Source organism: Alphaproteobacteria bacterium, assembly GCA_005883305.1.
Classification (GTDB): domain Bacteria; phylum Pseudomonadota; class Alphaproteobacteria; order Sphingomonadales; family Sphingomonadaceae; genus Allosphingosinicella.
In genome coordinates this window covers 16305-43275 of sequence record VBAC01000002.1, presented here as the reverse complement: position 1 = coordinate 43275, position 26971 = coordinate 16305, and the positions used below count along the sequence as shown (strand labels likewise).

The window sequence follows — 26971 nt, the reverse complement described above, 5'->3', positions numbered from 1 at the left end:
CCGGGACACGGAAATGCCGGCGACGCGCCCCCTCGCCGTAGGGACACAATATCCTGGTCCTCAGCGCCGCGCCGGCGGCGCGGCCCGCAGGAAGATGCTCGCTCATCCTGAGCCTGCCTGCCCCCGCGCAGGCCGGGGCCGAAGGACCACCGCCACCCGGTCCCGCCCGCCAGAGCTCGCGATCAATTGGAAATCCACACCTCCAGCGTGCCGGGGCGAATGCTCGGGTTCGGCCTGGCCTGGACGGGGGAGGCGGTGACGCGCGCCTCGTTGATGGTGCTTGCAAGCGCCTCCGCCGCCACGCGGTCTCCGGGGCTCGCATAGCGGACTTCGTTCAGGCCCTGCGCCGCCGCGATTCTCTCTCCGCTTGCGCTCTGCATGTCCCATCCCCGGGCTCGCAGGCCGCTGTTAAGCTGGGTGATCGTTTCCCGTGTCAGCAGGCCGGCGAACTGGATGACGACGTCATAGGCGCTGATGTCGAACGTGAACGCGTTTTGCACGTCCCCGGGGGCCTGCACCGGCGGCGGGGGCGGTAGGACTGGGCCCGACCCCCGCTCCTGGACCAGGCTGGTCTCGATCGCCTCCGCGTTGCGGCGGACGACCCCCGCTTCCGCGTCGGGGCAGGGCTCCCAGAAGCGCACGAGGCAGTACGTTGGATTGATGACACCTTGCCGGCGGAAGACGGCCGAGACGAAGAAGCAACTGACGATGGCCATGATCAACACCGTGACGAACCAGCCCAGCGCCTTTCCCATCCTCGGGTCCCGCACCGCATTGGCGACGACGATCAGGATCACGCCAAGCGCGGCCAGATAGAGGCCCATGAGGCCCATCGTCGGAAGGTCGACGCCCCAAGTCGTCGCGATCGCGGCGGTCGCCAGGACGGCCAGCCCCGCGACCAGCGGAAGCGCGACCTTGCGATCCATGTCCAGCAGATTGTTGAATGCGGTGACTGGTGAAAGCACCAAGGTCATGGCTGCCCCTCCGATCGCTCGAAGCGCATCTTCGCCAATATTTGAAGCCGAGTCCATCGGCCAACTAGAGGGTGTGGATTTAGCGCTCTCCGGCGGCTCTTGTTCTCCACTCTTCGTATTGCTGCCACAATTTTTCCCAGGTGAAGAAGTCCGGCTCATTTGCTGCAGAGCGCGAACCAAAAAAGAACAAAAAGGGCTTGCAGTGTAGGAAATCCTTTGTTCTACCCTCATAAATGAGCACCCAGCGCACCGACTCGCCCCGACGCCTCATCCGCCGATGCGGCCGACTTCCCGCCCAACGCTACTCCCGATTCCGCTCATCCTGAGGAGCGGCTGAGCGCAGCCGAAGCCGCGTCTCGAAGGACCGTTCCCGATTTCACCCCCGTCCCCCTCCGCTACCGCAGCGACGGCTGGACTCCCGAGCGGCAGCGTCGTTACGTCGCCGCGCTCGCGGAGACCGGGCATGCCGGAAAGGCCGCCCGCGCCGTCGGCATGACCGTGCAGGGCGCGGCCAAGCTTCGCCGCCGGCCTGACGCCGCCTCGTTCGACGCCGCCTGCACCGCCGCCTATCTCGGCGCCCGCCGCCGCTGGAGGATGGTCCGCCTCCTCGCGACGAACCCGCGCCTTGCCGAAAGGTTCGGCTTTTCTTTGCCCCAGGGAAGCGGAAACTTGGAACCTTTCGAAACTTCCGGCGGGGATCGCGCTCGAACAGCGCGCAGCGCAGTGAGTGCAGACGGCACCCGCTCGGCCGACCGGTCCGCACCGCGGAGCCCGATCGACGGCGCGCGACAATGGTCGCGTGGCGTAGCCCCTTCACGGCGAGAGACGGCACACCTCCGCCGTCACCCGCCCTCGCCTGAGGGACCGGAAAGCCGCGCCGGCGGCGGGGCCGAGGCCGGGGAGGGCTCTTGGCAAGCCTCAACTTCCTCAACTTATTTTGCCGGTCGGGACGGATCGCGCTGATGGATCATCGGCGCGCCCCTCGCTCCTCTTCCGTCAGGGCGGCCTCCGCTCAGCAGCGGGTCTCGTTCAGCTCCTTCACCGGAAAATCCCCCCGCGCCGCACGCGCATCCAGTTCGATCAGCATGTCGTGGACGCACTCCCCGCGCCTCAGGCTCAGCGCCCCATCGCGCCCGACTTCCTCGGTCCAGCAGGGCTCGGCGGGGCCGGTATCGAGCAATTGGCGGCCCGGCTCGGCCGGCGCGGGCTCAAGCCTCATCCACATCAGCCCGAGGCCGAGCGGAAAGACGGCCACGCCGGCAAGGATCGCGAGCAGCTCCAGCACGCCCTCATCCTACCATTCCGGCTGGCACGAAAGCTACAGGCGACAGGCGCCCCGCGGCCGTTCGCGCTCGCGCAACCTATCGGCCCACCGTCCATTCTTCCCGCACCCCCTTTCAGCAGGAGCAAGTGGATGAGCATTTTCAGCGCGATCAAGAACGCGATCTTCGGCCGTGCGGCGCAGGTCCAGCAGAGCGTGGCGCAGGGCCAGGCCCTGCCGCAAATGGGCCAGCCGGCCGCGGCGCCCGTGCCCGGACCCGGGCTAGGCGCCGCCGCGGCCCAAGCCCAGCCGGTCGACGTCGAGGCGGTGCTACGAGACATCGAACAATCCAAGGGCGGCCCCGATCTCAACTGGCGAAGCTCGATCGTCGATCTGATGAAGCTGCTCGATCTCGATTCGAGCCTCGACAACCGCAAGGCGCTGGCCACCGAGCTCGGCTATTCCGGCGAGAAGAACGGCAGCGCGGAGATGAACATCTGGCTCCACCGCCGGGTGATGGAGGAGCTGGAAAAGAATGGCGGACGCGTCCCCGCCACGATGAAGGACTGACCTTGGCGGGGCGCGGCCCTCAGCCGGCGGCCGCGCCGCCGTCGATCAGCGCGCCGAGCTGCGGGACCAGCCAGTAATAGGAGACCATCGCGCAGAGCAAAACGAGGCTGAGGCGCTTGCTCCGGGTGAGGATCAGCAGCAGCGCGGTCGCGGTGAACAAGGCGTAGCCCGCCCAGCGCCCGGCGGTCATCGCCGCGCCGCCGTGGAGAAGGACGATGCCGGCGATGACCAGCAGGTTGCAGCCCATCACCGCGATCACGACGATCTTCTTCTGGGCCATGAAATAGTCGTCGAGATCGGGCCATTCGTCGTGGTCCGAAGGGAAGACCAGGCTCGCCGCGACATAATAGATGCCGGCGATCAGGGTCGCGAACAGCAATGGATCGAGCGCGATCCTCAGCGCGTCGCGCTCGCGCCACGCGCCGGTCCAGAAGGAGACGAGGTCGATGATCAGAAGCAGGCCGAGCAGCGGAGTCAGCCAGCCCATCCGGATCCTCGCCCGCGCCTGCACAGTCCGGGCGAAGCCGGCGAGCACCTCGGCGAGGCTGAGGCCCAGCACCAGCCCGAACAGCGAGAAGACGAACTCGAAGATGCTCATGGTCGCCCTCCCTCGCCACGGCATAGGCGCGCCGCGCGACGCCTGGCAAGGAAGGGCGGCCGGAGGTCAGCCTCCGGAGGCCGGCGGATGGACCGTCAGATAGGGCTGCGGCGCATTCTCGACCCTGCTCGGCCCGGGCACCCTGTGGTCCGACGGCGGCAGCGACTTGAGGTAGGCGGCGATCGCCGTCGCGTCGGCATCGTCGAGGATGCGGTAGTTGTTCCACGGCATGATCGGGGCGAGCACGCGGCCGTCGGGCCGGCGTCCGGTGCGAAGCGCCGTGACGATCTCGGCCTCGCTCCAGCGGCCGATCCCCGCCTCCGGATGCGGCGTGAGGTTGGGCGGATAGAAGACGCCCATGCCCGGCATCTCGAAGCCGATCGTCCCGCCCTGCAGGTGCCCCTGTTCCGGGTGCGGCCCGAACGAGCCTGTGTTGTGACAGTCGACGCAGCCCATCACCGTCGTGAGGTATCGTCCCCTGGCGACGGGATCCGCCGCCGCCGTGGCGACGGGCGCGGCGGCGTTCGCGGCGGCGGAGCGGTTCTCCGCCTCGCCCCTTTGGCAGCCGCCAAGGCCTGCGGCGGCGAGCGCGAGCAAGGTCAATGATCGTGTGTGGAAGCCCATGAGAAATACCCCCATTCCCATCGAAACCCGGACCATATTATCCGCGTTCCGGCGGGGATCAACAGGGTGCGATCAGGGCGCTTCCTCGTCCCGCTCGCCGCGCGTGGCGTCGCCGACCTTTGCGTCGTGGCCGCTCTTGTCGCTGAAGAAAGCGGCTGCGAACAGGCCGCAGCCGAGCAGCACCGAGAAGAACACGCCGAGCACGGTCGCCACGACCATGTGCAGCCTGAGCGGCTCGTAGAGCGAAAGATACCACAGCGCCCCGGCGACCATCAGGATCGCGGCCAGCGCGATCCAGCCGATCATCCGCCGGAACTCCCTCATCGCGCGCTTGCGGTCGTCCATCGCTCTTCAACCTTCCCCGGTCGTTGCCGTTCCGGCGCGGACGACGGTCAAGCCTTCGTCCTCCTCCGGCGGCTGGAAATAGGCGGTGATCCGGTCGAACTGCGCGTCGCTCGCCGCGAATTCGTGCCCGCCCTCGGCGTTGCGCCGCCGCAGCCGATCGCGGCAGACGTCATCGGGAAGGTCGATGAAATGGAGCAGCACGCGCGCGCCCGCCGACTCCCCGGCGTCCCGCCAGAAGGCGCGCGTCGCCCTGGTGTTGGCCGGGAAATCAAGCACGACGTCGAGGCCGGCCTTGAGCAGCTCGGTCACGTGGGGGCCCAGCGCCGCGTTGAGCCTGGGCGCGATCCGGACATAGTCGGCGACCTCCTTCAGCTCGTCGCCGAACAGGGTCTTGAGCCAGCGGTCCTGGCCGATCGCCACCGTCCCGGGCGCGACGGCCAGCCGGGCGCAAAGCGTCGACTTGCCCGCCGCGATCTTCCCGCACAGCAGATGGAGCGTGCCCGCCATGTCCCGCCCTTATCCGCGTGGGCAGAGACGAACAATGGCGCCCCGCCCCGCCGCTTGCTAGGCTGCGCGGATGATGGCTCGATCCGCCTTCGCAATTTCGGTCGCATTGATGGCCGCTGCGCCGGCGCTTGCCCAGAAGCCGGCGCCCGAGGACCTCGATCCCCGGCGGGCGCAATATCGGGACCGGGCGCTGGCCGCATGCGTCGCCGAATTGGGCGGTGCCGAGGGCATTTCGGCCGAGGCAAGCGAATCGACCTGCGGCTGCGCGGCCGGCCGCTTCATGCCGCGCTGGCCGACCGGCGCCTTGCCTCCCCTCGAGAGCGGCCGCCCGCCTTCGGCGATGCTTTCCGATATCGTCGGCTGCGCCGGGGATTCGGATGCGGCGCTGGCCGCCGCAGTCGCGCAACGGCTCGCGCAAAGAGCGGTGGCCTCGGCGCAGTCCGTGATCCCGGTCCCGCCGGACAAGCCCCGTGCGACGCCCGAGCCGGCTCGGGCGCCGAGCTTCGATCCGGGCGCATGGCTGGAAGACTTGTCGCTGCCGGGCTGGCTGAGCGACTCCGGCCTGCCGATCTGGGTGCTCGTGCCGATGGGGCTACTGGTCCTGCTGTTCCTCCGCGGCCTCTTCCGCCGGAGCGAAGACAAGGACCTCCTCGGCCCTCCGCGAGGCTCCGGCCCGCCGCGCCGGCCCTAGGTACGGACCCTAAAGGTTCAGCACCGGCCCGAGCGCCGCGAACAGGGGATAGAGCGAGAGGAACAGCAGCAGGATCGCGAGGTTGAGCCGCCTGCCTTTAGCGAACATCAGGGCGATGGCGAGGACGACGAAGGCCGCGAAGGCCGGGAAGTAGATCCATCCCGCGGAGCCGAGCCCGAACTGGGCCGCGCGCGCCAGCATTCGCGAGGCCAGCATGCCGCCCAGCACCTGCCTTTTGTGCTCGAAATAATAATCGTCGAGGTCGGCCCATTTCGAGGCGTCGTCGGGAAAGACCAGGGTCGCGGCGAGGAAGTAGAGCCCGGTGACGAACAGGCCGATCACCAGCGTCAGGAAATTGGCCGGGACCGCGTCCCTCAGCGGATAGGCCAGCGCCCATGAGGAAGTCAGGTCGAGCATGACCAGCAGCCCAAGCAGCGGCGTCAGCCAGCCGAGCCGCACCAGCCGCCTTTGCTTCAGAGTCCGCGCCAGCCCTCCCAGCACCTCGGCGAGGCTGAGCCCGAGCAACAGGCCGAACAGCGAGAAGACGAATTCGAACGCAGTCATCTGCGCCTCCGCACGACAGCTTATTCACTCGCGCCGGTCTGACAAGCGGGCTTTATCCTGCGCCTCGCTGGCGGTGGCGCCGATCCATCGAGGCCGTTCGTCGAAGCGTCTCCCGCCTTCGCCGATTCGCTCCATGACGGGCGGCGAAATCCGCGCTAATGTTGTTTCGCGATAACGGGGGGAACCGGTCGATGCGACACGTCGTGCTTGCAGTCACCATGGCCGGCCTGGCGACGATGTCGTCCGCACAGCCGGTCGAGCGGCGAGGGGCGGCCGACGCTCCGATCTCCTCTTCGGTCGCAGTGCCCGTGCCGACGCGACTCGTCTACGTCAGCGGCACCGTTCCGGACGCGGTCGATCCCGCCGCACCCGCCGGCTCGGTGCAGCGCTTTGGCGACACCGCCACGCAGACCCGCTCGATCCTGCGCAAGATCGAGGCGGAGCTTGCCGCCCACCATCTCGGCCTCGGCGACGTGGTGATGATGCGCGTCTTCCTCGTCGCGCCTCCGGGCCAGGCGCGGATGGACTTCGCCGGCATGATGAGCGCCTATCGCGAATTTTTCGGAACCGCCGCCCAGCCCAACCGGCCCGCCCGTTCGACCATGCAGGTCGGCGCCCTGGTCGATCCCGGCTGGCTGGTAGAGATCGAAGCCACCGCGGCGGAGGCGGGCCGATGACGTTCACCCGGCGAATGTTCCTCGAGCGGCTCGGCGCGGTCGGCGGCTATTCCGCGGCCTATCTGGGAATGGAGGCGCTGGGCCTGCTCAACGCGCCTCCCGCCTCGGCCGAGCCGTTCGGGCTGCCGCCCGGCAGCGGACGCGGCCGCAAGGTGGTGATTCTCGGGGCCGGGATATCCGGCCTGGTCTCGGCCTACGAGCTGCGCGAGGCGGGCTGGGACGTGACGGTGCTTGAGGCGCGCGACCGGATCGGCGGCCGCGTCTGGAGCGTCCGCGGCGGCGATCGCGTCGTCCAGACCGGACGGGCCGACCAGATTTGCGAGTTTTCCGACGGGCTCTATCTCAACGCCGGAGCGGCGCGGCTGCCGTCGCAGCATCACACGATCCTCGGCTATGCCCGGCGCCTCAATGTCCCGCTCGAGGTGATGGTCAACTCCAACCGTTCGGCAAAGTGGGATTTCGGCGGGAGGGTGTTCAGCGACCGCCAGATGATCAACGATACGCGCGGACGCATATCGGAGCTGCTCGCCAAGGCGATCGACCGCGGCGCGCTCGACGGGGAGCTGCGCGGCGGCGAGAAGGAGGCGATGCGCCAGTTCCTCGGCTTCTACGGAGAGCTTGCGCGGAGCGGCGCCTACGAGCCGCAAGGCCGGTCGGGCTGGGCCGAGGAGCCCGGCGCCTACGGCCAGACCGGCCGTCCGCTCCCGCCTCTCACGCTGACGGAATTGATGGGCAACCGTGCCGCGGGCCTTCCGCTCGTCTTCGAGGAGCTTTTCGACCAGCAGACCCCGATGCTCCAGCCTGTGGGCGGCATGGACCGGATCGCTTACGCGCTTTACGAGCAGGTGCGGCCCGCCGTGCGCCTCAACACGCCGGTCACGGCCATCCGCCGCCGCGGCGAAGGGGTGCGGATCGAGCATCGCGCCGGAGCGACCGACGCCGATTATTGCATCTGCACGCTCGGCCTGAACCTGCTCGAGCGGATCCCGAACGATTTCTCAGTGGCCAAGAAAGCCGCGATCCGCGCCGTGCCCTATCTGCCCAGCGTCAAGGTCGGGTTCGAAAGCCCGCGCTTCTGGGAAGAGGAAGGGATTTACGGCGGCATCGGCTGGACCGACCAGCCGAACGAAAATCTGCTTTACCCATCGAGCCGTTTCCATTCGGAAAAGGGGGTGCTGGTCGCGGCCTATTGCGCGGGCTGGACCGGCGATCACCTCCCCGCCTTCAACGCGATGAGTCACGAGGAAAGGTTCGCCGTCTGCCGCTCGGTGGTCGAGCGGATGCATCCCGGCAAGTCGGGCCTGCTGACTCGGGGCGTCACCGTCGCCTGGGGCCTCACGCCCTGGTCCGAAGGGGTCGGGCCGAGCGACCCGGCCTGGAACGGCGGCCCGCGCGACTCGCGCTATGCGGAGATGCTTCGCCCGGAAGGGCCGATCGTCTTCGCCGGCGAGCATTTGAGCTATGTGCCTTTCTGGCAGGAAGGCGCGGCGCTTTCGGCGCACGCCGCCATGCGGGTGCTGACGGAGCAGGCCGCGGCCCGCGCCGCCTGAGGAGCGATTTGAAAGGGGAAGAGAGATGCTGAAGCGCTGCCTGATTGCCGCCGCCCTTGCCGCCATGCCGCTGGCCGCCCACGCGGCGCCGGCCGACGTCACCGCCGCCGTTGCCGCCCCCGACCGGCCCGCCGAGGCGCGCGCTCTCGACGAAGGCCGCCGCCCCGCCGAGGTGCTGCGCTTCGGCGGCTTGAAGCGCGGCGACCGAGCGCTCGATCTGTTCACCGGGAGCGGCTATTTCGCCGAGATCATGGGCGGGGCGATCGGGCCGGCGGGCAGCGTGCTCGCCTGGGAGCCCGCCAATTTCCTCAACGATCAGTCGCGGGCCGCGCTCGGCGCGATCCACCAGCGCGCGCCGAACGTCAGCTGGTTCGCCGCCCCCGCCGACGCGCTCGGCCTGCCGGAGCGCGCGTTCGATTTCGTGATGATCAACCTCAATTATCACGACACTTATTGGCAGAGCGACCGCTTCCATTTCCCGCGGATGGATCCGCCGGGCTTCCTGCGCACCGTCTTCAACTCGCTCAAGCCGGGCGGGACGATGCTGGTCATCGACCATGTCGCCAATCCCGGCCGCGACACGCGCGAGGAGGTCAACGCCACCCACCGAATCGATCCCGCGACGATCCGCGCCGATTTCGAGCGCGCGGGCTTTGTCTTCGACGGCGAATCGAACGTGCTTCGCAACCCGCAGGACGATCACACCAAGCTCGTCTTCGATCCTTCGATCCGCGGCCATACCGACCGAATCGTCTATCGCTTCCGGCGGCCGGCGCGGTAGCGCCCGCCAAGTCGCCGTGGATCGATCCCGCATGTTTTGTTAGTCTCGCCGCGACAGCGGGGGGGAACAGTCTATGCCGGGCCGTGACGCGGAATTCTGGAGGCGGCATCTCTACTTCGTTCTGGCCGTCATATTATTCGTCGCTTTGTGCATCGCCATCGCGCCCGACGCCACGGCTTCGGTCATGCTGCGCTGGTTCTTCGCCGCGGCGTTCATGACTGCCGTGCTGCTGTGGGCGGGAATGGCCCTCGATCCGAAGAATCAGGGCCTGTCGAGCGTCGCCCAGGGCATCGCCGGAGTGGCCACCGTGATGGCGTTGTTCATCGCCGTCGGAGTCTACTTTCTCGAGCGGAAGGACAAGCCGAGCATCACGTTCACGGTCGATGCCGCGCGCGCGCTCCTGTCGCGGCCCGGCGGTGCGCGGGCCGGGCCGGGGCGAAACGTCCTTCTCGGCATCCGGGTGCTGGTGACGAACAACGGCGCCAGGCGGGTCGAGATGAAATGCATCGCGCTCGCCTTGTTCCGGCCGGCGCGGCCAGACCGCGTGGCGCGAAATCCGGGCGCGCCGGAGGAGATGCTGCTCGAGCCGGTGGTCACCCGAATTCCCTATGACCGGCGCAACGGGCTCGGGGGAGCGCACGATCGGGACGTCGCCCAGATCGACGCGTGCATCGATCGCGACCTCGCCCGTATCAGGGGCCGGACGGGCGATCAGAACATCCCGCGGAGCGCGGTGAGGCCGCTCTTCATGTGGTCGCCGCTCCGGCTCGAGCCGCACGACGTGGACGATCGCTATTTCGAGATCCAGGCCAGCTGCGCCGATCCCTTCGTTCGGGTGCTCGTCAAGATGCGCGTCGACCCGGAAAGCGAGGTCTACGAGACCAAGGCGATCATCCCGCTCGCCGAAATCTGCAGCGGCGCGGAAAGCGGGGTGGCGATCCCGATGGCGAGCGGCGTGGAGCCAAGCCAGTAGAGGGGCGAGCACGTGGCGGAGATAAAAACGAAGGCCACCGGGGTGAGCGTCGACTCGTTCCTCGACGCCGTTCCCGATCCCGTGCGCCGCGAGGACGGCAAGAAGGTCCGCGCGCTGATGGAGCGGCTGTCGGGCGAGCCCGCGGCGATGTGGGGGCCGAGTATCGTAGGCTTCGGCCGCTATCATTACAGATATGACAGCGGCCATGAGGGGACGATGTGCCGGATCGGCTTCTCGCCGCGCAAGGCCGAACTGGTGCTCTACGTGCTGGGCGGCAGGGAAAGGGAGGCCGGGCTTCTCGCGCGCCTCGGCAAGCACAGGAGAGGCAAGGCCTGCCTCTATATCAAGAAGCTGGCGGATGTGGACATGGCCGTCCTCGAAGCGCTCGTGTGCGGGGCGCTGGCCCGAATGGACTCCCGCTATCCGCGATAGGGCAGTTCACCCGCGCTTCATCTTGCGGAGACGAAACGAAGAAGGCGCGGGACGAAACGCACTTGCATCATGCTACAATTGTGGCATGCTACACCGGTAGCAGGTGAAAAAGCATGATGATCGATTCTCTTCCCCGGCGTGAACGCGAGCTGTTCGAGCTACTGTGCAGCGCCGGCCAGGCGACCGCCGCCGAGCTTCGCGCGGCAATGAAGGACCCGCCTTCCTATTCGGCGGTGCGCACGCTGCTCGCCCGGCTCGAGGGCCGCGGGCTGGTGCGCCATAGCGTCGCCGACCAGACCTATGTCTATTCGAGCGTGCCGCAGCCCTCGAAGGTGCGCGAGTCGGCGCTCAAGCAGATGGTGAGGACCTTTTTCGACGGCTCGGCCGCGAACGCCGCGACGGCGTTGCTCGGCCTGACCAAGAGCCTGTCGGCGGACGAAGCGGAAGCGCTTGTGCAGGCGATCCGCGATGCAGAGGAGCGTGGGTGATGGACGTATCCTTCTTCGGCGAAATGGCGTGGAAATCGGCGCTGATCAGCGGCGCCGCGCTCTCCCTCGCTTATGTGCTTCGCTCCCGCGCCGCGTCCGATCGGGCGCTGGTCCTGAGGCTCGGCGTCGGAATGCTGCTGCTGCTCCCGTTCATCGCTCTGGCCTTGCCGTCGCTCCAGATCGTCGCCTGGGCCGCGCCCCAGCCGGCGATGCCCGCTTACGCGCTTGCCACGCCGGATCTGCATTATGCGATCCCCGCAAACTCGACCCTCGCCCCCGCGCCGCCGACCATCTGGGACGATCCCACGCCGCTCGTCTTCCTCGCCTATCTGGGCGGGCTGCTGATGGCCGGCGCGCGGCTGGGCGCGGGCCTGTTCATGCTCGGCCGCTGGACCCGCGCGGGCCGCGCCGTCGACTGCCCCGAATGGCAGGCAGCGTTCGATCGCGCGCGCTGGTCGGCATCCGATCCTGAAACGATCCGCCTGCTGGTCTCGGACACGGTCCCCTCGCCGTTGAGCTGGGGCTGGCGCCGCCCGGTGATCCTGATCGATCCCGACACGCTCGATCAGCCCGAGGAGGCCGACGCGATCCTGGCCCATGAAATGGCGCACATCGCCCGGCGGGACTGGCCGGCGCTGATGCTGACCCGGCTCGCGGCCACCCTGTTCTGGTTCAACCCGCTTGTGTGGCTGCTCGAGCGCGAGGTCGTGCAGCAGGCGGAGGAAGCCGCCGATTGCGCCGCCGCCGAGTGCGTCGAGCCGACGGCCTACGCCCGCACCCTGCTGAGCTGGGCGCAGGCCAACGGCGGCATGATCCCCGCCAACAGCATCGCACCTTCGGGCAGCGCGCTCGCCCGCCGGGTCCAGGCGATCCTCGACCGGCGGCTGCGCGAGCGTCCCGCCGGTTCGCCCTGGACGGCGATCGCAGCGGTCATGTGCATCGGAATCGCGGCGCCCGTGGCCGCGATGCAGCTGGTCCAGGCCGCGCAGCCCCCGGCCGCGCCTCAGCCGCCGGCGGCCCCCGCGGCCGTGCCGGATGTCCCGCCGCCTCCCGCCGCGCCGGGAGCGCCTGCGGCGCCCGAGGCTCCACAGGCGCCCACGCCTCCGATGCCGCTCGTCGAGGTGCCGGACGTCGGGCCGATCGTTCGGCAGGCCCTGGCCGAGGTGCTTCCCCAGATCCCGGCGATCGTCGCCGAGGCGACCTCCGCGGCCGGAGCGATCGATCCGGAAGAGGTCGAGGAAGCCGTCCAAGATGCGATGCGCGACGCGCAGGCGGAGCTGCACAACATGTCCCGCGAGGACAGCGAGCGGCTGTCCCGCGAGGTGCGCAGAGCGGTCGCCCAGGCTCACGCCCAGGCCGCACGCGTCAACCGCGTCGAGATCGCCGCGGCGATGCGCGAGGCGCAGGCCGCGGTCGCGGCCGTCCCGCACACGATCGCTCTTTCCATGGCGCGCGGCGCGGCCGGGGTGGAGAGCGGCGCGGCCGGGATGGAATCGGGCGCCCGGCGGATGGAGCAGGAGGCGGCGCGCTTTCGCGACCGCTCCTATCGCGAGCAGGTCATCGCCCGCGAGGCCCGGCGCGGCCATCATGTCACCCATGAGGAATTGATCGACGCGGCCGAAGGCATGGAGGAGGGCGCGCGCGGCATGCGCGACGGCGCACGCGAGATGCGCGAGTCCGCCGAGCGCATGCGCCGGGGCGACAATACGGACTGAGCCGCCGGCTCGATCCAGCGGTTGAACGGCGACGCCGCGCCGTTCGACTTTGCGGGCGGCATCGGCCGCCCGCTTTTTTCTTGCCATCATCGTCAACCCGTAATGTCCTGTATTGCCAGGATGACGGGGCGGGGCTAGCCCTTGGGGATAGCCGGGGGCGCTGGCTGGAAAGGAAGCCGTGTGGATTCGAGGCGCGCCTATGTGAACGCCGTTGCCGGCGTCGTCCCGGAGTACGACGTGCACAAGCTGTTCATCGACTGGGCCCAGGGCCAGGTCGAGGATCCGCGGCTGCGCAAGCTGTTCCTGCGCATGGCCGAGCGATCGGGGATCGAGCATCGCTGGTCGGTGCTGGAGCCGGCGCCGGGCGGCCTTCCGCACGACCAGCCGGGCGGCTTCTACCATGGTGCTATGCCTGCCACGTCGACGCGGATGCAGTGTTACGCCAGGGAGGCGCCGGAGCTGGCGCTGCGGGCGATCGAGCAGCTGCGCGAGAAGGTCGCGCTCGAAGGTATCACCCATCTCGTCGTCGCCAGCTGCACGGGCTTCGTCGCGCCCGGCATCGACCAGATCATCGCGCGCCGCCTTGGCCTCGAAAACGTCGAGCGCACCCTGGTCGGCTTCATGGGCTGCTACGCCGCCGTTTGCGCGTTGCGCACCGCGTTCCACATCGTCCGTTCCGATCCCGCTGCTCGGGTGCTGACGGTCACCGTCGAGCTCTGCTCGCTCCATCTGCAGCAGACCCAGCAGCTCGAGCAATTGCTCGCCATGCTCCAGTTCAGCGACGGCGCGGCGGCCGCGCTGGTGACCTCCGATCCCGCCGGGTTCGAGATGAGCCATCTCTTCTCGATGCAGCTCGAGGATTCCGCCGAGCTGATCCAGTGGCATATCGGCGACACCGGGTTCGAGATGACCTTGTCGGGCGAGGTGCCCGCCAGGATCCAGCACGCGCTCGACCGCGAGGACGTCCGAGCCACCCTGTTCAACGGCTGGGGGGCGGACGAGATCGACAGCTGGGCGGTCCATGCCGGCGGCCGTTCGATCCTCGACGCCGTCGAGAAGGGGCTCGAGCTGCCGCAGGGCGCGCTGTTCGCCTCGCGCGACATTCTCGCCCGCTACGGCAACATGTCCTCCTCGACCCTGATGTTCGTCCTGTCCGAGCTCGCCGGGCGGCCGGACGTGCGCAAGGGCGTCGCTCTCGCCTTCGGGCCCGGCCTTGCCGCGGAGGGCTTCCATTTCGAACGCGCCGCCTGATCCTCCGCCGGTGCGGCACGCTTCCGCGCTGATCGTCGGCGGAGGACCGGCGGGCGCGGCCGCCGCGATCACTTTGGCTCGGGCCGGAGCGACGCCGGTGCTGATCGAGCGCTCCTCCGGCCCGCGCGACATCGTCTGCGGAGGCTTCCTCGGCTGGGACGCGCTTGCGGGCCTGAAGCGCCTCGGGCTCGACGCGGAAAGGCTGGGGGCTCGCCCGATCCATCGCCTGCGGCTGGTGGCGGGCAGGCGCACGGTCGAGGCGGCGTTGCCGAGGGCGGCCGCGGGGCTGTCCCGCAAATGCCTGGACGAAGCGATGCTGAGGCTCGCGGGAGAGGCGGGCGCGACGGTGCTTCGCGGCCGGACCGCCCGCCTTGTCGAGCGCCGCAGGGTGCGCCTCGACGGCGGAGAGACGATCGCGGCCGAGGCGATCTTCCTCGCCACCGGAAAGCACGATCTACGCGGCGCCGCCCGGGGAATCGGCGACAGGCCAGTTTCGGTCGGTCTGCGCGCCGCCTTCGCCCCGTCGCTCGCGGCCGAAGCGGCGCTGGCCGGGACGATCGAGCTGCACCTTTACGACACGGGCTATGCCGGGCTGCTGCTACAGGAGGACGGGATGGTGAACCTGTGCCTCACCGTGGTCCGGGAGCGAATGGCGGGGCGCCCGGAGGAACGCGTCGCCGCCTTGATCTCGGATTGCCCCTTGCTCGGCGAAAGACTGGGCGGCGCGATTCCCGGGCAATGGGAGGCGATCGCCGGCGTGCCCTATGGCTGGCGCGCCTTCGACACCTTTTCGGATTGCTATCGGCTGGGGGACCAGGCGGCGGTGATCGCCAGTCTTGCCGGGGACGGAATCGCCATCGCGCTGGCGAGCGGGGTCGCCGCCGCCCGCGCCCGCCTGGAGGCAATCGGCGCGGAAGATTTCCAGCGCGACTTCGCGCGCCGCGCGGCCCGGCCGGTCGGCGTCGCGGAGGCTCTGCGCAAGATGGCCGCACGCCCGCCCGGACGGGCGGCGATGATCGGGCTGGCGGGCCTGCCGGGCCTCGCCCGGGCAGCGGCGCGATTGACCAGGATCGGCGTCTAGCGGCCGGTGATCGCGGCCGGCGCGTCGTCGCGCCACTGGCCGGATTGGGCATGCTCCTCGCGCACCGTCGACGAAGGGAGGTTGCTCGGCGCCCAGCGCGGATCCGGGGCGATGTCCGAGACCGGCGCCGCCGGCGCGGCCGGAACGATCGCCGCCGCCGCGAAACTCGGCGCCGCGGCCGTCGCGGGGCGAGCGAACAGGGTCATTGACGGGCGGGGGAGGGGCTCGTTGCCGGCATAGGCTTCGGCGAAGGCGCCCGGCGCTCCGGCGAGCCCGGGCAGGCGATAGAAATTGTGCGCGCCGATCGCGGCGATCTTCACCAGCCGCGGCGCCCAGGCCGGGAAGACGGCGCTGGTGTGGTAATGGGTGGCGAGGCCGACCGGATCGAAGGTGCGGCCGCCGAGCGCCTCGGCCGCGATCCGCCGCGCTTCGTCCCACCCCGGGCCGTAGGGGCGCACGGCGAGCGAGCCGTCGCAGGTGAAGGTGAACTGGCAGCCACCGCCGGTCCGCATCGGCCCCTGATAGACGACTCCGCAGACGCTGTCCGGCCAAGCAGGGTGGCGGACACGGTTGAGCACCACCTGGGCGACCGCGCGCTCTCCGGCCTCGCCCTCGGAACGCGCCTCGTAATAGACCGCCTGGGCGAGGCAATCGAGCGAACGCATCCGGTCGAGCGGCGTGCGGGCGGCGAAGACATAGGCGCCCGCGGCGGGATTTGGTCCGCTGAAGACGGGGATGGCGGCGTTGGCGGCGAAGGCAAGATTGCCGACCAGGAAGGTGAGGCCTGGAGTCGCGGCCGGCACCGCGACGGTGGCGGCCGGGGGCGGCGGGGTGAAGGCGGCGATCTCGGACGGGCTGAGCTCGGGAAGCGGCGCGGAGGCGATGCCGACGGGCACGCAGGAGGCGGCGGGAATCAACAGCGCCAGCGGCGCCCACGCTGCGAGCCCCTGCCTCCTCAACCTGCGTAGAAACTCGAAAACGCCAGACACCATGCCCGCTTTCCCTGCCCGGAACGAGGCTCGTGGCGAAGTCCGATAGTCCATTCGCGCGAGCCGCGCCGCCACGGATTTCCGCTCGTCCCAATAGGGGACACAGGTGGAAGAAGGGTTACTTGCACCCTGCTCGGCACCCGCCGGCGAGGCTTGGTCGAGCGGTGCGTGCGTTTCGTCGAACAATGCGGGAATTTGCCGAAGGAGCGTGCATCGTCGTCGAAAGGGAAGAGCGATCGGGCCCCGGTTGCGCGAAATGGGGCTCAGCGGCCCGTACGGACATGGTCCCCCGCCAGCCGGACGGGCCGCAACACTCAGCCCGGACCGGCGCGCCGCCGGTCAACAAGAGACTCGAAAGATACTGAACGTGAGCCGCGCCGCCAACTGAGCCCACCAAGGCGGCAACGCTCACCAGGGAGGCGGCGATGACCCCATCGCCGCCTCCCTCTATTTCGGCCTCACCTCTCGTTTACCCGCCTCATGCTATGCGGGGCCGGTCAGAGGCGGGAGCGGGGGCCATGAATTTCAAGACCATATTCCTTTTGGCGGTCGGGTTCGGCCTGATGTCTCTCAGCCATTCGCTGGAGCTGCGCGGCGATCTGGCGCCCTTCGTCAAAGACGGCGTTTCGGCGGAACGCGCCCAATATCATCTCATGGCTCTGGCCGCGCTGCTCGGCGCGATGGGATGCTTCGTCTATTCGGGCGTCCGGATCTTCCGCCGGATCCGCGACGGCTACTGAAGGCGGGCCTCAGCGGCCCGCGAACTTCTTCACGTCGTCGACATAGGAGCGGCCGATGCGCTGCTCGCCTCCGTCCGAGAGACGGGCGGTCCAGTGGCCGGCATCGTCGCGGTAGAGGCCGGTGATCGTGTCGCGCCTGAGGATCACCGAGCGGTGGACGCGGATGAACATGGCCGGATCGAGATCCTGCTCGAGCTTGGCGATGGTCCGGTGGATGAGCCAGGAGCGCGATCCGACGTGGAGGCGCATGTAGTCGCGTTCGGCGGTGACCCGGTGAATATCCGACGCGGAGATTCGCACCAGGCCCGTATGATCGGGAACCCAGAATTCCTCGACATGGGCGGAGCCGGGTTTGCCCCCGCGCTCGCGGCCGCCGGCGAGGTGCCCGCGGACCCGCTCGATCGCGCGTTCCAGCCGCTCGGGATCGACCGGCTTCATCAGATAGTCGATCGCCGCGACGTCGAACGCCGCGACCGCGAAATTGTCGAAGGCGGTGACGAAGACGACCGCCGGATCGACGTCCGATTCGGAAAGCGCCCGGGCGACGTCGATGCCGTCCATGCCGGGCATGGCGATGTCGAGCAGGACGACGTCGGGCGTGACCGCCTCGGCGATCCTCAGCGCGCCCTCGCCGTCATTGGCCGTGCCTACCAGCGAAACGCCTTCGCAGCGGGCAAGCAGCAGTTGGAGCCGCTCGACCGCCAGCGGCTCGTCGTCGACCACCATCACTCGAAGCGGCGCCGGCTCAGTCATCCTTCACCGCGGGCATGTAGAGGTGGACCGTATAGCCGCCGTCCGGGTCGGGTCCGGCAAGGCAGCCCGAGCGCGGGCCGTAGCGGGTGGTCAGCCGGTCGCAGACGTTCCTGAGGCCGACTCCGGTCGAGCCGTTGTCCTCGCCCGCGGTGGCGGCATCGCCATCGTCCTTGACCTTGATGTGGAGGCGCCCCGCCTCCTCATAGGCGGCGATCCGGACGGTCACCGGCTTCCTCGATTTCGCGACTCCATATTTGACTGCATTCTCCACCACCGGCTGCAGGATCAGCACGGGCACGCGGGCGGTCAAGAGGGCATCGGGCACGTCGACCTCGACGCTCAGCCGGTCCGGAAAGCGGATCTGCTCGATGTCCAGATAGAGCCGCTGAAGCCTGATCTCCTCGTCGAGGCTGACGTCGGCGGTGGGATCGGCGGAGAGCGTGGCGCGGAAGAAGGTGGAAAGGTTCATCAGCATCCGCTCCGCGGTGTCGGTGCGCTTGGAGAGGATGAGGGAGGAGAGGGAATTGAGGGTGTTGAACAGGAAGTGCGGATTGATCTGATAGCGCAGCGCGCGGAGCTGGGCCTCCTGCGCCTCGCGGGCGAGGATGGCCGAATGTCGGTCCGCCGCCCGCAGCTGCTTGGCCTGGCTCATCGCGACGTAGAAGGCGGCCCAGGCGGCGAAGATGAAATACCAGCTCAGCGCCCCTTCGGCGACCGATCGCCAGAGCATCTCCCAGGCCGACATTCCCTGCATCGACGAATCGCTCTTCGCCGCATCGAGCGGGGCGTAGACGTAGAAGATGTAATAGTTGAACGCCGAGAACAGCATCGAGGCCGGCAGGCAGAGGATCGCGGCGAGAATCGCCTTGGCGTTGAGGCTCCTGTGCGCGACGGGCCGCATCGCCAGATAGACGAGGAAGGTCAGCACCACGCCGACCAAGGCGGCGATCGTCCTGCGCGCCATCATCTCCCAGAAATCGGGATATTGAAGCACGATCGCGCGCGCCGTGATCAGGCCGACATAAAGCAGCCAGAAAGCGGCGATCGATTTCAGCGCGATGCCGAGGTCGGGCAGCCGGCGCGTCTCGCCGTTGGTCAGTGAACGGTCCATATCCCCTGTTAACGCAGCCGCGCCCCAAAAGCGTTCGTCCGCGCTGTCGTTCGCAGAAGCGCCGGGCGCGTTGGTCGAAAAATGGGGAAGCGGACGGCGATAGCCCGAGGAATCGGGCTCGCCCAAAAGCGCTTGCGAATCCTGCGGCTCGGGCCCCAGCGTCCTGTCCCCGGTCATGATCTTTTGCCCACGATCCGCCCCTTAGGGCCCGCACCCGGTACCCGCAACGGCCGCGACGGAGCGGATTTTGGGTCAGGGCAAGGAGCGAGGAGGGAGCGATGCTAAACGCATCGTGACCGACGCTGCGACGTAGCCCTGGCCCAAAAGCCGCCCGCCCCTTTGGGGTCGCCCGGAGAAGGCCGCCGGCTGCGTTGGACGGCTCGTCCGGGCAACCAGCCCGGCCCGCGCCATCCGCCTTGCCGGCGGCCTTCTCCGGGCGATCACGACCATTGCGGGTACCGGGTGCGGGCCCTGGCACGCGCAAATCGCCCGCGTCATCGCTTCGCTTTTGGCTTGGGGCGATCGTTGCGAAGACGGAAGAATGGCGCTTTTGGGCCAAAGGGGGATGCCGCCTGTTGCCCTTTGGCGACACTCGGGGTGCCCAAATGGGCGCATGCCGTTTTGCCATTGCCGCCGGAATCGAACTCTGATTCAATTCTGAACGGGGGACGGAAGATTGGTTAACGGCTTGGAAAGTCGTTGTGGTGCATGATCTTCCGCGAGGTGAAAGGAGTGGGGTCATGAGTACGAGGACTCGGCCCGCCAACGGAGCGGCGGCGCTGGCAGAGATGAAAGAGTTCGCTGGCTTCAGCAAGGGCACCCAGCGCTACGTCCGCCGTTCGCTCGATGTCGGCCTCGGCCGCCGCGACGCGGTGAAGCGCTGGTCGCGCGATCCCGCCGAAGCCGCCGGAATCCGCGCCCAGGAGCGAATCTACGCCCGCCTCGATCATATCCGCTCCTACGTTCCCGACGACAGCGGCCTCGACGCGATGGAGCCCCTGATGGCCCCGCTGGTCACCATGGCCGCCTTCGATCTCGGCCAGGACAGGCTGCCCTGTTTCGCTTCCTTCCGTTTCCTCTACGAGCGGCTGATCGGCGCCAACGTGCGCCCCTGGCTGCCCGGCGCCTTCTGCGCCGCCGCCGCGCTCCCGCACCTCCATCCCGACCGGCGCCGGACCCTGCTTCAGTCGATCAGCGAGGCCGCAGCGACCGCTCCGGGCTGGTCGAACCGCGAGCCCGTCTTCTTCCCCGAATGGGTCGAGAAGGTCGATCTCACCGTCGCCCAATAAGGCGATTCCCTCCAAGAAAAGCGCGGCGGGCCTTCGGGTCCGCCGTTTCTCTTTCGGCGGCCCGCTCGTCCGGCTAACAGAGGCCGATGAACGAGCCTTCCGCCCCTCGCTGGAGATCGATCGCGGCCGCCTTCGGGATCGCAATGCTGCTCGCATTGCTCGGATGGGCGCTCCTGGTGCGGGACCGGGGCCAGCCCACCGCCCAGGCCGTTCCCGCCAATGCCCCGGCTCCGCCGGAACGGACAGCCGACAATGCCTCGGTCCCGGCGCGCGAACCGCCGCCGGACCTCGCTGGCGAGGTGATCCTGGCCGGCTGCCGCCAGGGCGAATGCGCCTGGGTGCGGATCGTGCGGCTGGAGAGCGTCTCGACTTCGCCGCATGGCGAGCTCCGGCGGCTGACTCTGCGCAACGGCTCGTCGAGCGGCGACGCCGGTGCGCCCGCGCCGACGGACGTCCGGTGGGAGGCGCGGGATCGTGCCGACTATATCTTCTGCTCGACCGAGCGGCCGGCCTACGCCTTTCCCGGCGACGACGGCGGCTACATCGTCCACTATCTCGATCTGTTCGATCTTGCCGGCTATCAAATGTCCTCGGTCGGCCTCTATCTGCGTGTCTGCCACGATCAGCCATTCGATCCCGAGGACGACGGCGCCATCCGAGCGCTCGGCTACCGGCCCGGCACCCGCAACGAGCAGGTCGAGCACGCCCGCCCGGAGGACATGGCGGCATTCTAGGACGGATCGACATTCAATTTTCATCGTCATCCCGCGAAAGCGGGAATCCAGCTTCTTCAATCGCCGAGGAGAAGAAACAAGCTGGACCCCCGCTTTCGCGGGGGTGACGGGCAAGGGAACATCCGAAGCGAAACAAGCGAATTACGCTGAATTTCGATACGGCCTAGGCTCCCGACACGCGCGCCAGAACGCCCTCCGCGAAGGCCGTCAGCGTGTCGTCTCTCGCACCCATGACGACGATCCGGTCGCCCGGCTCGGCGAGCGCGGCGAGGCGGTCGGCGCATTGCTCCCGGTCGGGAATATGCTCGGCGCGCGGCCCGAGGCCGTCAGTGATCGCGGCGCTGCCGATGCTCCTGTCGGTGGTCCCGCCATAATAAACGGGATCGCACATGATCAGCCGGTCCTCGGGGCCCAGCTCGCGCGAGAAGGTCGCGATGAGCTCGTCCTTCATCGTTCTCAGGGGGCCATGGCCGTGCGGCTGGAAGAAGATCAGCAGCCGCCCGGGAAAGGCGTGGAGCGTGCGCAAGGTCGCGGCGATCTTGTCCGGGTTGTGGCCGAAATCGTCGATCACCGTGATCCCGCGCGCCTCGCCGACAAGCTCGAAGCGGCGGCGCAGGCCCTTGAACCCTGCCAGCGCCTCGGCCGCCTCCCCGATGGGCACGCCCAATGCCTGCGCGCCGGCGAGCGCGGCGAGCGCGTTCTCGGCATTGTGGCGCCCGGGGACCTGGAGCCGAACGGAAACGCCCTTCGCATCGAAGGAAATCGCGAACGGCTCCTCCACGACGTTCGATCCGAACAGGTCGGCGGCTTCGTCGCGGAAGGAATAAGTGGTGAGCCGCTCGGGCGGCAGCGTCGCGGCGAGAAAGCGGGTCTCGTCGTCGTCGAGATTGACCACGACCGTTTCCGCCTTCGCCGCGAAGTCGCGGAACAGGTGGCGCAGCTCGTCGAGGCTCTTGTGGTCGAGCGTGATGTTGTTCAGCACCGCGACCTTGGGGTGATAGAGCGCGATGGAGCCGTCGCTCTCGTCGACCTCGCTGACGAATATTCCACCGCCGCCCACCAGCGCGCTTGCGAACGGCGTGTCGGCGGAGACGAAATTCTTCATCACCGCCCCGTTCATCACCGTCGGATCGCGGCCGGTGGCGTGAAGGATCCAGCCGATCATCCCGGTGACCGTCGATTTGCCGCTGGTTCCGCCGACGGCGATGCCGGCCTCGGCGGCGTTGAACAATTCGGCGAGTAGTTGCGGCCGGGTGATGCGCTCGGCGCCGACCGCGTTCGCCCTGACAACGTCCGGCACCGTCTCCTCTATCGCCGCCGAGGTGACGAGGATCTGGTCGGCGTCGGTGATGCCGCTGCCGTCCTGGTCGAACAGCGCGATCCCGCGCGCGCGCAGGAAATCGAACTTGGCGGCGAGCCGCCCCTGGTCGAGCGTTCGGTCGGAGCCGGCGACCCGGTCGCCCCGGCCCTGGACGATCAGCGCCAGCGGAAGCATGCCGCTGCCGCCGACGCCGCAGAAGAAATAGGATTTGGCCTCGTTCATCGCCTCGCCCTATTGGGGACAGAAGGAAGGAGCAACCATGCGGATCGGGGTGGTCGCGCCGAGCTCCCGCTTCGGCGCGGAGACGGCCGCAAGGGTGAAGGCCGTCGCCGCCCGCGCGGCGCCCGGCGTGGAGCTGGTCTTTCATCCGAGCTCTTTTCTGATCCACAATCATTTTGCCGGCACCGATGCGGAGCGCGAGCAGGCGCTCGTCGAGTTCGCCAACGATCCCGAGCTCGACGCGATCTGGCTCGCGCGTGGCGGCTACGGCTCGTGCCGGGTCGCCGAGGCGGCGATCGCCCGCATGGGCGAGGCGGCGCGGGCGAAGGCCTGGCTCGGCTATAGCGACGCCGGCTTCCTGCTCGCCGGCCTCTATCGCGCGGGCTTTCCGAGCCTGGCCCACGGACCGATGCCGCAGGACGTGCTGCGCGAGGGTGGCGAGACGGCGATCGAGCGCGCGTTGACCTGGCTGGTCGATCGCTCGGCCGGCGCGCTGGAGCCCGGCCTGGAACGGGGCGCGCGCCACGCGGCGTTCAACGTCACCGTCCTTTCCATGCTGCTCGGCACGCCGCTCGAGCCGGACCTGTCCGGCCATATCCTCCTGCTCGAGGAGGTGTCAGAGCACATGTACGCGGTCGACCGCGCGCTCTTTCACATCACCGCCAGCCCCAATGTCCGCAGCGCCGCGGGCATTCGGCTGGGGCGGGTCAGCGACGTGCTGCCGAACGATCCGGACTTCGGAGACGACGAGGAGGCGGTGGCCCGTTTCTGGTGCGCGAAGGCCGGAATTCCCTATCTCGGCCGCGCCGACATCGGCCACGACTCGGCCAACCGGATCGTCCCCTTCGGGCCTCTCTGAGGCCACAAGGGCCCAAACCCAGTCCCCGCAATGGCCGTGATCGCCCGGAGAAGGCCGCCGGCAAGGCGGGCGGTGAAGGCCGGGCTGGTTGCCCGGACGAGCCGTCCAACGCAGCCGGCGGCCTTCTCCGGGCGACCCCTTCGGAGCGGGCGGCTTTGCGCCAGGGCTGCGTCGCAGCGTCGGTCACGATGCGTCAGCATCGCTCCCTCCTCGCTCCTTGCCCTGACGCAAATCCGCTCCGTCACGGCCGTTGCGGGGACTGGGTTTGGACCCTTGAGAAAGGTCTATCCACAGAAAACCCGCCGAACCGAGGCAAAAGAAGGCATTTCCACCCCGCCGGCCATTGCCAAGCGCCATGAATTGCGCTCTCTATTCCCAGCACTATCTCAAGAGGGAGGGAATAATGGCACAAAGTGGTTTGCAGCGTCCGGTGAAGCCGTCGGCTGATCTCGCCGCGATCACCGGCCCCGATCCGCTGCCGCGCAGCCAGGTCGTCAGCAAGGTGTGGGATCACATCCGCAAGAACAACCTGCAGAATCCGCAGAACAAGCGCGAGATCGTCGCCGACGACAAGCTGAAGAAAATCTTCGGCAAGGATCGCTGCTCGATGTTCGAGATGAACAAGCATCTCTCCAAGCATCTGAGCTAGTTTGCACGTCTCCGGCGCGAGCCGGGGACGAGGCCGAGGGAGCCGCCCGCGGAGCGATCCGCCGGGCGGCTTTCTTTTGGATCGGGTCAGTCGCGCCAGCGCAAACCGATCCACAAAGTGCGCGGAGTCCCCCGCTCGATTATGCCGCTGCCCGAAATGCCGGCGACCACCCGCTCTCCGCTGAGATTCTCGCCGCGCGCCTGAAGCGAGAGACGCGACGTCAGCGGAAGCTCGGCCAGCGCATCGAAGGTCAGCGCGCCGGGGACGAGTTGGCGGTTGAGGTCGTCCTCATATTGGCTCGAGACATAGCGCGCGCCCGCGGTCGCATAGGCGCCGCGCGCACCCTGCCAGGCAATCCGCGCCGTGAAGCTGTGGCGCGGCGTCTGGGCGGGGCGCAGCCCATCGAGCGGCAGCGCCGCCCCGCCGGCGTTCACCTCGGCCTCGGCGAAGCTGTAGCCGGCGGCGAGGTGCAGCCTTCCCAGATCGGCGATGGCGTCGATCTCCACCCCTTTGCTCTCGATCGCTTCCAGATTCTCGCGCATCCGAAACTGGCCGCCGGCGCCAACGAAGCCGACTCCGGGGAAGGTCCCGGGCCCGGCACCGAGCGTCACATTGGCGATCGAGTCGGTCAGCCGGTTGGCGAACAGGGTGACGGACAGGCGCGCGGTCTCCGACGGCCGGACCTCCACGCCCGCCTCCACGCCTTGCAGCCGCTCCGGGGCCAGAGCCGCATTGGCGGCCGTCGCGTCCGGGCCGAGCCGGAACGGCCGGTAAAGCTCGTTCAGCGTCGGCAGCCGCCAACCCATATAAGCGGCGGCGCGAAGCGTCACCGGGGCCCCCACCCGCCAAGACGCGCCGGCACGCCCGGTCGGCTCCCAGCCGCTGCGATCGGAGAAGGTGACGTTGGTGAGTTGCGCGCCGGTCGCCAGCACATGCTCATCGAGGGCGCCGCCGCTCAGCCGCCAGCGATCGAGCCGGACCCCGCCGGTGAGCGCCACCGGCCCCTGAGCCCAGCCCGCCTCGGCGAAGGCTCCGAACGTGTCCGTCCTTCCCCCCGCCGCGCGGCCGCGGGTGGGCGCTCCGGCGACGAACTGGAACAGCTCGTTCGTGGTTCCCGAGGTCTCCCTCCAGTCGGCGCCGAGCCTGAGCTCGACCGCTCCGGCGCGGGGCCGGATCTCGCCGCGAGCGCCGAGGCCGGTCGACGGTACCGAATATTGGTCGAGAGTCTCGCTGGCCGCCGTCCGGGCGGCGTTGACCGCCGCGAAGGCGTTCGAGAAATTGCGGGCCTGGACGTAAGCGAGCACCGAATAAGGCAGTCGGCCACGCCCGACGAGGCGGAGCGATGCGTCGGCGCCTCTGGTTTCTATGGCGCTGAACGCCGTGCCGCGCTCGCGCCGGTCGGCGAAGCCCGAGAGGTTCGCCTGCAACTCGCTCGCGCCGCCGACGGGCGCGACGCCGCGAAGCGAGACGCTGGCCTGCTCGTAAGGCGCGGGACGGTCCGCCAGTCCCCGCTGCTCCGCGACCACCGGAATGAAGCCGTCGCCGCGCGAATAAGCGGCGGAGAAAGTGGCGAAGCCGGCGCCGAGCCGCGTCCGGCCGCCCGCAAAGGCCTCCACCGAGTCGCGACTGCCATAAGCGAGGTCGGCGTCGATTCCCCCGGCGCCCGCGCTCTCCAGGCTTTCCAGCTCGATCGTCCCGCTGAGCGCCCCGGGGCCGGCGACTCCGCTCCCCCCGCCGCGAGTCACCCGGATTCGGGCGAGCCGGCGCGGATCGTAGGCCGGCCAGGCGATCCAGCCCCCGAACGGATCACTCTGCGGCACGCCGTCGAGGATCAGCAACGCCCGGCTCGACGCATTGCCGCCGAGCGCGCGAAGCGTGACGCCCTGGCTGGTCGGGTTGGCGCTGCGCGCGTCGGAGCGGCGGAATTGCTGGAAGCCCGGCACGTCGCGAAGCACGTCCTCGAGCCGGTTCGACGGCGCATGAAGGAGCCGCTCGCGTCCGATGAGGCTGATATCGTAGCTGTCCTCGCCGAGCCCGGACTCGAGGCCGCGGCCGGTCACGACGATGTCCGGCTGCTGCGCTTGGGCGGCGGTCGTGAGGAGGAAGGCGACAGCGGGCGTGAGTCGAATCACGCCTCCCCCTTAACGCAAAAAGCCGCGCCGGGGAGGGGGCCGGCGCGGCCTGCGCGATCGCGTCAGACGCGATCTAGCTGGTCGGCTGAGGCGAAGCCTGGCGCGCCGCCGCCTCGAGCTGGTCCTTGGTCATCGAGATGACGAGGCCCTGATTGTTGCGGCCGAAGCTGCTGATCGGCAGCTTCGCGCGCACGGCGCCGGTGGAGACCACGCCGCCGCTCGCATCGGCCGATTCGATCGTTCCGACGAGCCCGCCGGACTGGTCGCGGACCTGGACTCCGGCATGGACGTCGGCGGCGGTCGCAGCGGCGGTCGCTCCGGTCGCGGTCGCCGCCTGGGCGGTCGCCTGACCCTGGGCCGCGGCCGGGTTGGTCGTCGCGGGCAGGGGCGGCTGGGCCTCGCCTTGGGTCGCCGCTTGGGCGGTCGCCTGACCCTGGGCCGCGGCCGGGTTGGCCGTGGCGGGCAGAGGCGGCTGTGCCTGGGCCTGTGTCGTCGAATCGGTCGCGGCGGCCTGGGTCGTCGCGTCGGTCGTCGTCTGCGCCTGCGCCTGCGTGCCGGCCGGGACGGCCTGCGGCTCGGGCGGCGTGGCTTGGGCGTCGGCGTCGCTCTGCGTCTGGGTCGTCACCTCGGCCTGGGTGCCCGGCTCGGCGTTGGCGTCGACCGGATCGTTCGCCTGCTCGGTCGTGTCGGTGGTGGCCGTTCTGGTCCGCGTGTCCTCCGTGGCGTTGTTGGTCGTCGGAGTCGCCGGCTGATGCGCCGGCCGATGAGTCGTCCGGCGGGGCTGGCTGGATTGGGTGGCGGTGAGCGGCGATTGGGCCGCGGCGATGGCCGCCGGCATGGCGATCGCGGCGACGGCCGTAAGCAGCTTCATGCGGTTGTTCATCTCGTCCTCCTGTTGGGGGTCGAGCGATCAACCGACGCGCGCGTCGCAAGGTTCATGCCGGAGGGACGGGCCGTTGCGGGGCAGGGACGAAACGCGTCGGACTCTGGAGGGCCCAGACAGCGCTTGAACTGAAGCAGCGCGGCGATGTCCGCCCTCCGGGGGCTTTGGCCGGCGATCTGATCTGAGGGGCCGCGAGGTGGTAAGTGCGGG

The 26971-nt window shown here is 69.1% G+C and carries 29 protein-coding genes; 16 read left to right on the top strand and 13 right to left on the bottom strand.

Annotated features, from left to right (window positions below; genetic code table 11):
- Window positions 1-182: 182 nt before the first annotated feature.
- Together E6G92_13365 and E6G92_13360 are read right to left on the bottom strand one after the other, a co-directional pair.
- Window positions 183-974, bottom strand: coding sequence for a hypothetical protein (locus E6G92_13365; protein TMJ17315.1), 792 nt, complete (start codon window positions 972-974; stop codon window positions 183-185).
- 1012 nt (window positions 975-1986) lie between these two features.
- The gene (locus tag E6G92_13360; protein ID TMJ17314.1) at window positions 1987-2259 is read right to left on the bottom strand and encodes a hypothetical protein; all 273 of its coding nucleotides are present in this window, start codon (window positions 2257-2259) and stop codon (window positions 1987-1989) included.
- Window positions 2260-2388: 129 nt separating this feature from the next.
- On the opposite strand from E6G92_13360, the gene E6G92_13355 reads away from it, so the two are divergent.
- Window positions 2389-2805 carry a DUF3597 domain-containing protein gene (locus E6G92_13355; protein ID TMJ17313.1) on the top strand — a complete coding sequence of 139 codons (417 nt, stop codon included), beginning with the start codon at window positions 2389-2391 and terminating at the stop codon, window positions 2803-2805.
- A 19-nt stretch (window positions 2806-2824) separates the two neighbouring features.
- Here E6G92_13355 and E6G92_13350 read toward each other — a convergent pair whose 3' ends face one another.
- The 4 genes from E6G92_13350 to E6G92_13335 form a co-directional block, all read right to left on the bottom strand.
- Complete coding sequence (locus tag E6G92_13350) at window positions 2825-3403, bottom strand: hypothetical protein (GenBank protein TMJ17312.1); 579 nt, start codon at window positions 3401-3403, stop codon at window positions 2825-2827.
- Between the two features lie 66 nt (window positions 3404-3469).
- The gene (locus tag E6G92_13345; protein ID TMJ17609.1) at window positions 3470-4027 is read right to left on the bottom strand and encodes a c-type cytochrome; all 558 of its coding nucleotides are present in this window, start codon (window positions 4025-4027) and stop codon (window positions 3470-3472) included.
- Between the two features lie 72 nt (window positions 4028-4099).
- Window positions 4100-4333 carry a hypothetical protein gene (locus E6G92_13340; protein TMJ17608.1) on the bottom strand — a complete coding sequence of 78 codons (234 nt, stop codon included), beginning with the start codon at window positions 4331-4333 and terminating at the stop codon, window positions 4100-4102.
- A gap of 45 nt (window positions 4334-4378) precedes the next feature.
- Window positions 4379-4879 carry an ATP-binding protein gene (locus tag E6G92_13335; GenBank protein ID TMJ17311.1) on the bottom strand — a complete coding sequence of 167 codons (501 nt, stop codon included), beginning with the start codon at window positions 4877-4879 and terminating at the stop codon, window positions 4379-4381.
- A 109-nt stretch (window positions 4880-4988) separates the two neighbouring features.
- Here E6G92_13335 and E6G92_13330 point away from each other — a divergent pair, with 109 nt between their 5' ends.
- Window positions 4989-5570 carry a hypothetical protein gene (locus E6G92_13330; GenBank protein ID TMJ17310.1) on the top strand — a complete coding sequence of 194 codons (582 nt, stop codon included), beginning with the start codon at window positions 4989-4991 and terminating at the stop codon, window positions 5568-5570.
- 9 nt (window positions 5571-5579) lie between these two features.
- Here the strand turns inward: E6G92_13330 and E6G92_13325 are convergent, their stop codons facing one another.
- A complete protein-coding gene (locus tag E6G92_13325; GenBank protein ID TMJ17309.1) occupies window positions 5580-6134 on the bottom strand; it encodes a hypothetical protein in 555 nt (184 codons plus the stop codon).
- Between the two features lie 191 nt (window positions 6135-6325).
- On the opposite strand from E6G92_13325, the gene E6G92_13320 reads away from it, so the two are divergent.
- The 9 genes from E6G92_13320 to E6G92_13280 all read left to right on the top strand — a co-directional run bounded on the left by E6G92_13320 (window position 6326) and on the right by E6G92_13280 (window position 15082).
- Window positions 6326-6811: a hypothetical protein gene (locus E6G92_13320; protein ID TMJ17308.1), complete on the top strand. Its 486-nt coding sequence runs from the start codon at window positions 6326-6328 to the stop codon at window positions 6809-6811.
- Window positions 6808-8361, top strand: a complete 1554-nt coding sequence (locus E6G92_13315) for an FAD-dependent oxidoreductase (protein TMJ17307.1) — start codon at window positions 6808-6810, stop codon at window positions 8359-8361. The genes E6G92_13320 and E6G92_13315 overlap by 4 nt, the downstream gene beginning before the upstream one ends.
- A 25-nt stretch (window positions 8362-8386) precedes the next feature.
- Complete coding sequence (locus tag E6G92_13310) at window positions 8387-9142, top strand: class I SAM-dependent methyltransferase (protein ID TMJ17306.1); 756 nt, start codon at window positions 8387-8389, stop codon at window positions 9140-9142.
- A 73-nt stretch (window positions 9143-9215) separates the two neighbouring features.
- The gene (locus E6G92_13305) at window positions 9216-10115 is read left to right on the top strand and encodes a hypothetical protein (GenBank protein TMJ17305.1); all 900 of its coding nucleotides are present in this window, start codon (window positions 9216-9218) and stop codon (window positions 10113-10115) included.
- Between the two features lie 12 nt (window positions 10116-10127).
- Window positions 10128-10547, top strand: a complete 420-nt coding sequence (locus tag E6G92_13300) for a DUF1801 domain-containing protein (protein ID TMJ17304.1) — start codon at window positions 10128-10130, stop codon at window positions 10545-10547.
- Window positions 10548-10663: 116 nt separating this feature from the next.
- Window positions 10664-11035, top strand: coding sequence for a BlaI/MecI/CopY family transcriptional regulator (locus E6G92_13295; GenBank protein TMJ17607.1), 372 nt, complete (start codon window positions 10664-10666; stop codon window positions 11033-11035).
- Entirely contained in the window at window positions 11035-12750 is a 1716-nt protein-coding gene (locus tag E6G92_13290; protein ID TMJ17303.1) for a M56 family metallopeptidase, read from the top strand. Before E6G92_13295 ends, E6G92_13290 begins: the two co-directional genes overlap by 1 nt.
- A gap of 180 nt (window positions 12751-12930) precedes the next feature.
- Window positions 12931-14001 carry a type III polyketide synthase gene (locus E6G92_13285; protein ID TMJ17302.1) on the top strand — a complete coding sequence of 357 codons (1071 nt, stop codon included), beginning with the start codon at window positions 12931-12933 and terminating at the stop codon, window positions 13999-14001.
- Window positions 14002-14011: 10 nt separating this feature from the next.
- Window positions 14012-15082, top strand: a complete 1071-nt coding sequence (locus tag E6G92_13280) for a hypothetical protein (GenBank protein ID TMJ17301.1) — start codon at window positions 14012-14014, stop codon at window positions 15080-15082.
- Here E6G92_13280 and E6G92_13275 read toward each other — a convergent pair.
- The gene (locus E6G92_13275) at window positions 15079-16125 is read right to left on the bottom strand and encodes a cell wall hydrolase (GenBank protein TMJ17300.1); all 1047 of its coding nucleotides are present in this window, start codon (window positions 16123-16125) and stop codon (window positions 15079-15081) included. The two genes, E6G92_13280 and E6G92_13275, sit on opposite strands and share 4 nt — an antisense overlap.
- A 464-nt stretch (window positions 16126-16589) precedes the next feature.
- Between E6G92_13275 and E6G92_13270 the strand changes: the two genes are divergently transcribed.
- A complete protein-coding gene (locus tag E6G92_13270) occupies window positions 16590-16811 on the top strand; it encodes a hypothetical protein (protein ID TMJ17299.1) in 222 nt (73 codons plus the stop codon).
- Between the two features lie 9 nt (window positions 16812-16820).
- Here E6G92_13270 and E6G92_13265 read toward each other — a convergent pair whose 3' ends face one another.
- Window positions 16821-17564 (bottom strand): response regulator transcription factor, encoded by a 744-nt coding sequence (locus E6G92_13265; GenBank protein ID TMJ17298.1) that lies wholly within the window; start codon window positions 17562-17564, stop codon window positions 16821-16823.
- The gene (locus E6G92_13260; protein ID TMJ17297.1) at window positions 17557-18852 is read right to left on the bottom strand and encodes a sensor histidine kinase; all 1296 of its coding nucleotides are present in this window, start codon (window positions 18850-18852) and stop codon (window positions 17557-17559) included. Before E6G92_13260 ends, E6G92_13265 begins: the two co-directional genes overlap by 8 nt.
- A gap of 563 nt (window positions 18853-19415) precedes the next feature.
- Between E6G92_13260 and E6G92_13255 the strand changes: the two genes are divergently transcribed.
- Together E6G92_13255 and E6G92_13250 are read left to right on the top strand one after the other, a co-directional pair.
- The gene (locus E6G92_13255) at window positions 19416-19964 is read left to right on the top strand and encodes a hypothetical protein (GenBank protein ID TMJ17296.1); all 549 of its coding nucleotides are present in this window, start codon (window positions 19416-19418) and stop codon (window positions 19962-19964) included.
- Window positions 19965-20050: 86 nt separating this feature from the next.
- Entirely contained in the window at window positions 20051-20698 is a 648-nt protein-coding gene (locus E6G92_13250) for a hypothetical protein (GenBank protein TMJ17295.1), read from the top strand.
- A 163-nt stretch (window positions 20699-20861) separates the two neighbouring features.
- Here the strand turns inward: E6G92_13250 and E6G92_13245 are convergent, their stop codons facing one another.
- A complete protein-coding gene (locus E6G92_13245; GenBank protein TMJ17294.1) occupies window positions 20862-22241 on the bottom strand; it encodes a UDP-N-acetylmuramate--alanine ligase in 1380 nt (459 codons plus the stop codon).
- 37 nt (window positions 22242-22278) lie between these two features.
- Here E6G92_13245 and E6G92_13240 point away from each other — a divergent pair, with 37 nt between their 5' ends.
- On the top strand, window positions 22279-23097 hold the full coding sequence (locus E6G92_13240; GenBank protein TMJ17293.1) for an LD-carboxypeptidase: 819 nt from the start codon (window positions 22279-22281) through the stop codon (window positions 23095-23097).
- A 403-nt stretch (window positions 23098-23500) separates the two neighbouring features.
- Window positions 23501-23746 (top strand): hypothetical protein, encoded by a 246-nt coding sequence (locus E6G92_13235; GenBank protein TMJ17292.1) that lies wholly within the window; start codon window positions 23501-23503, stop codon window positions 23744-23746.
- Between the two features lie 86 nt (window positions 23747-23832).
- Here E6G92_13235 and E6G92_13230 read toward each other — a convergent pair whose 3' ends face one another.
- Both E6G92_13230 and E6G92_13225 read right to left on the bottom strand, forming a co-directional pair.
- Window positions 23833-25878 (bottom strand): TonB-dependent receptor, encoded by a 2046-nt coding sequence (locus E6G92_13230; protein TMJ17291.1) that lies wholly within the window; start codon window positions 25876-25878, stop codon window positions 23833-23835.
- 73 nt (window positions 25879-25951) lie between these two features.
- Entirely contained in the window at window positions 25952-26761 is an 810-nt protein-coding gene (locus E6G92_13225) for a hypothetical protein (protein TMJ17290.1), read from the bottom strand.
- Window positions 26762-26971: the final 210 nt, after the last annotated feature.

Coding starts and splice junctions, on each gene's coding strand:
- E6G92_13365 (TMJ17315.1), bottom strand. CDS start 974: ATGACCTTGGTGCTTTCACCAGTCACCGCATTCAACAATCTGCTGGAC.
- E6G92_13355 (TMJ17313.1), top strand. CDS start 2,389: ATGAGCATTTTCAGCGCGATCAAGAACGCGATCTTCGGCCGTGCGGCG.
- E6G92_13350 (TMJ17312.1), bottom strand. CDS start 3,403: ATGAGCATCTTCGAGTTCGTCTTCTCGCTGTTCGGGCTGGTGCTGGGC.
- E6G92_13345 (TMJ17609.1), bottom strand. CDS start 4,027: ATGGGCTTCCACACACGATCATTGACCTTGCTCGCGCTCGCCGCCGCA.
- E6G92_13340 (TMJ17608.1), bottom strand. CDS start 4,333: ATGATCGGCTGGATCGCGCTGGCCGCGATCCTGATGGTCGCCGGGGCG.
- E6G92_13335 (TMJ17311.1), bottom strand. CDS start 4,879: ATGGCGGGCACGCTCCATCTGCTGTGCGGGAAGATCGCGGCGGGCAAG.
- E6G92_13330 (TMJ17310.1), top strand. CDS start 4,989: ATGGCCGCTGCGCCGGCGCTTGCCCAGAAGCCGGCGCCCGAGGACCTC.
- E6G92_13325 (TMJ17309.1), bottom strand. CDS start 6,134: ATGACTGCGTTCGAATTCGTCTTCTCGCTGTTCGGCCTGTTGCTCGGG.
- E6G92_13320 (TMJ17308.1), top strand. CDS start 6,326: ATGCGACACGTCGTGCTTGCAGTCACCATGGCCGGCCTGGCGACGATG.
- E6G92_13315 (TMJ17307.1), top strand. CDS start 6,808: ATGACGTTCACCCGGCGAATGTTCCTCGAGCGGCTCGGCGCGGTCGGC.
- E6G92_13310 (TMJ17306.1), top strand. CDS start 8,387: ATGCTGAAGCGCTGCCTGATTGCCGCCGCCCTTGCCGCCATGCCGCTG.
- E6G92_13305 (TMJ17305.1), top strand. CDS start 9,216: ATGCCGGGCCGTGACGCGGAATTCTGGAGGCGGCATCTCTACTTCGTT.
- E6G92_13295 (TMJ17607.1), top strand. CDS start 10,664: ATGATCGATTCTCTTCCCCGGCGTGAACGCGAGCTGTTCGAGCTACTG.
- E6G92_13290 (TMJ17303.1), top strand. CDS start 11,035: ATGGACGTATCCTTCTTCGGCGAAATGGCGTGGAAATCGGCGCTGATC.
- E6G92_13275 (TMJ17300.1), bottom strand. CDS start 16,125: ATGGACTATCGGACTTCGCCACGAGCCTCGTTCCGGGCAGGGAAAGCG.
- E6G92_13270 (TMJ17299.1), top strand. CDS start 16,590: ATGAATTTCAAGACCATATTCCTTTTGGCGGTCGGGTTCGGCCTGATG.
- E6G92_13265 (TMJ17298.1), bottom strand. CDS start 17,564: ATGACTGAGCCGGCGCCGCTTCGAGTGATGGTGGTCGACGACGAGCCG.
- E6G92_13260 (TMJ17297.1), bottom strand. CDS start 18,852: ATGACCGGGGACAGGACGCTGGGGCCCGAGCCGCAGGATTCGCAAGCG.
- E6G92_13255 (TMJ17296.1), top strand. CDS start 19,416: ATGAGTACGAGGACTCGGCCCGCCAACGGAGCGGCGGCGCTGGCAGAG.
- E6G92_13250 (TMJ17295.1), top strand. CDS start 20,051: ATGAACGAGCCTTCCGCCCCTCGCTGGAGATCGATCGCGGCCGCCTTC.
- E6G92_13245 (TMJ17294.1), bottom strand. CDS start 22,241: ATGAACGAGGCCAAATCCTATTTCTTCTGCGGCGTCGGCGGCAGCGGC.
- E6G92_13240 (TMJ17293.1), top strand. CDS start 22,279: ATGCGGATCGGGGTGGTCGCGCCGAGCTCCCGCTTCGGCGCGGAGACG.
- E6G92_13235 (TMJ17292.1), top strand. CDS start 23,501: ATGGCACAAAGTGGTTTGCAGCGTCCGGTGAAGCCGTCGGCTGATCTC.
- E6G92_13225 (TMJ17290.1), bottom strand. CDS start 26,761: ATGAACAACCGCATGAAGCTGCTTACGGCCGTCGCCGCGATCGCCATG.